The following is a 3313-nucleotide window of genomic DNA, read 5'->3' on the forward strand; positions in this document are numbered from 1 at the left end:
CGGCAAGCACTGCAATGTATGCATTTTGATTAATGGTCAGGTTTACACAAAAGGGCCTGACCGCAGAAGAAGTCTTGCTTTTTCTGGATCAAATCAAGCGCGAAAAGGGCGTTTGGTGGATGCCTTGGCAGTAAGAGGCGATGAAAGACGTGATACTCTGCGATAAGCCATGGGGAGCTGAGAATAAGCTTTGATCCATGGATTTCTGAATGGGGCAACCCACCTGATACTTTGTTATTATTGCCCGTAAGGGCAGCTAATAATGAGGTAAAACAGGTATTTGTAGACTGAATACATAGGTTTACAAAAGCAAACCCGGGGAACTGAAACATCTAAGTACCCGGAGGAAAGGAAATCAATAGATACTCCCCTAGTAGCGGCGAGCGAACGGGGACCAGCCGAGCCTTGAGTGTGATTAGAATGGTCTGGAATGGCCAACCATAGTGGGTGACAGTCCCGTATAAGAAGCATGATAGGACGTATTAAGTAGGGCGGAACACGTGAAATTCTGTCTGAACATCGGAGGACCACCTTCGAAGGCTAAGTACTCCTTACTGACCGATAGCGAACCAGTACCGTGAGGGAAAGGTGAAAAGCACCCCGACGAGGGGAGTGAAACAGTACCTGAAACCGAACGCCTACAATCAGTTGGAGGATCCTTGAGATCTGACAGCGTACCTTTTGTATAATGGGTCATCGACTTGGTCTACCGAGCAAGCTTAAGCCGTTAGGTGTAGGCGCAGCGAAAGCGAGTCTGAATAGGGCGCATGAGTTCGGTGGATCAGACCCGAAACCGAGTGATCTAGGCATGTCCAGGATGAAGGTAAGGTAACACTTACTGGAGGTCCGAACCCACACCTGTTGAAAAAGGTCGGGATGAGGTGTGCCTAGGGGTGAAAGGCCAATCAAACTCGGAGATAGCTGGTTCTCTGCGAAATCTATTTAGGTAGAGCGTCGGACGAATACCCTCGGGGGTAGAGCACTGAATGGGTAATGGGGGCCCACAGCCTTACTGATCCTAATCAAACTCCGAATACCGAGGAGTAATATCCGGCAGACACACAGCGGGTGCTAACGTCCGTTGTGGAGAGGGAAACAACCCTGACCTACGACTAAGGCCCCTAATTCATGGCTAAGTGGGAAAGCAGGTGGGACGACCAAAACAACCAGGAGGTTGGCTTAGAAGCAGCCATCCTTTAAAGATAGCGTAACAGCTCACTGGTCTAAATAAGTTGTCCTGCGGCGAAGATGTAACGGGGCTCAAGCCATGAGCCGAAGTCTAGGATGCGATTTATCGCATGGTAGCAGAGCGTAGTGTGACGTAACTCCATGTCTCCTTAACTTCCTCGGAAGTCTTGGAGACGCGGAGTTTTCTGTGAAGCCGGCCTGTGAGGGATCCGGTGGAGAGATCACTAGTGAGAATGATGACATGAGTAGCGACAAAGAGGGTGAGAGACCCTCTCGCCGAAAGTCCAAGGGTTCCTGCTTAAAGCTAATCTGAGCAGGGTAAGCCGACCCCTAAGGCGAGGCCGAAAGGCGTAGTCGATGGGAACCAGGTTAATATTCCTGGGCCATGGAGTGGTGACGGATCTCGAAGGTAGTTCATCCTTATCGGATTGAATGGGCTGCTGAGAGGTTCCTGGAAATAGCCCTCCTTTAAGATCGTACCCTAAACCGACACAGGTGGACTGGTAGAGAATACCAAGGCGCTTGAGAGAACCACATTTAAGGAACTCGGCAAAATACCTCCGTAAGTTCGCGAGAAGGAGGCCCGTTCAGAAGGCAACTTTTGGGCGGGGGCACAAACCAGGGGGTGGCGACTGTTTACTAAAAACACAGGGCTCTGCGAAGTCGCAAGACGACGTATAGGGTCTGACGCCTGCCCGGTGCCTGAAGGTTAAAAGGAGGAGTGCAAGCTCCGAATTGAAGCCCAGGTAAACGGCGGCCGTAACTATAACGGTCCTAAGGTAGCGAAATTCCTTGTCGGGTAAGTTCCGACCTGCACGAATGGCGTAACGACTTCCCCGCTGTCTCAAATGTGGACTCAGCGAAATTGAATTTCCTGTCAAGATGCAGGATACCCGCGGTTAGACGGAAAGACCCCATGCACCTTTACTATAGCTTCGCATTGGCATCAGGCACAGTATGTGCAGGATAGGTGGTAGGCTTTGAAACCGGGACGCTAGTCTCGGTGGAGCCTCCCTTGAGATACCACCCTTATTCTGCTTGATGTCTAACCGCGGCCCGTTATCCGGGTCCGGGACCCTGCGTGGTGGGTAGTTTGACTGGGGCGGTCGCCTCCCAAATTGTAACGGAGGCGCGCGAAGGTTGGCTCAGAGCGGTCGGAAATCGCTCGTTGAGTGCAATGGCAGAAGCCAGCCTGACTGCGAGACTGACAAGTCGAGCAGAGTCGAAAGACGGCCATAGTGATCCGGTGGTCCCGAGTGGAAGGGCCATCGCTCAACGGATAAAAGGTACGCTGGGGATAACAGGCTGATGGTGCCCAAGAGTCCATATCGACGGCACCGTTTGGCACCTCGATGTCGGCTCATCTCATCCTGGGGCTGGAGCAGGTCCCAAGGGTACGGCTGTTCGCCGTTTAAAGAGGTACGTGAGCTGGGTTTAGAACGTCGTGAGACAGTTCGGTCCCTATCTTCCGTGGGTGTAGGATACTTGAGAGGAGTTGCCCCTAGTACGAGAGGACCGGGGTGAACGATCCACTGGTGGACCAGTTGTCGTGCCAACGGCAGTGCTGGGTAGCTATGATCGGACAGGATAACCGCTGAAGGCATCTAAGCGGGAAGCCCCCCTCAAAACAAGGTATCCCTGAGAGCCGAAGTAGACCACTTCGTCGATAGGCCAGAGATGTAAGCGTGGTGACACGTTCAGTTGACTGGTACTAATGGCTCGATAGGCTTGATTTGATCCAGTAATAACAAGACTGATCAATCAAATACATACACACACTATCATCAGTATACGATGAACTTAGAACAAAAACCTGATGTTCTCGGCGCAGCCCTAGGCCGCGCCGGTGTTTCTTTTTTGGTTTGGTGATTATAGCGCGAGCAAAACACCCGATCCCATCCCGAACTCGGCAGTTAAGTGCCGCTGCGCTGATGGTACTGCGTCTTAAGGCGTGGGAGAGTAAGTCATTGCCAAACCTAATAAGAAACACAATTCTCTCCGAACGATACTCATTCAAACGCCTCAAACATAAACGAGGCCAGTGCCGCGGGATGGAGCAGCCCGGTAGCTCGTCAGGCTCATAACCTGAAGGTCGTAGGTTCAAATCCTACTCCCGCAACCAAAA

At 51.8% G+C, this 3313-nt stretch carries 1 tRNA gene and 2 rRNA genes; all 3 read left to right on the top strand.

Going from position 1 to position 3313, the window contains the following annotated elements:
* Positions 1-91: 91 nt before the first annotated feature.
* Positions 92-2924: ribosomal RNA gene (locus TW80_RS15750) — 23S ribosomal RNA — on the top strand.
* A gap of 125 nt (positions 2925-3049) precedes the next feature.
* Positions 3050-3164: ribosomal RNA gene (gene rrf / locus TW80_RS15755) — 5S ribosomal RNA — on the top strand.
* A gap of 69 nt (positions 3165-3233) precedes the next feature.
* Positions 3234-3310 (top strand) — tRNA-Met (locus TW80_RS15760).
* The last annotated feature ends 3 nt before the right edge of the window (positions 3311-3313 follow it).

Source organism: Loktanella sp. S4079, from assembly GCF_000967725.1.
Classification (GTDB): domain Bacteria; phylum Pseudomonadota; class Alphaproteobacteria; order Rhodobacterales; family Rhodobacteraceae; genus Yoonia.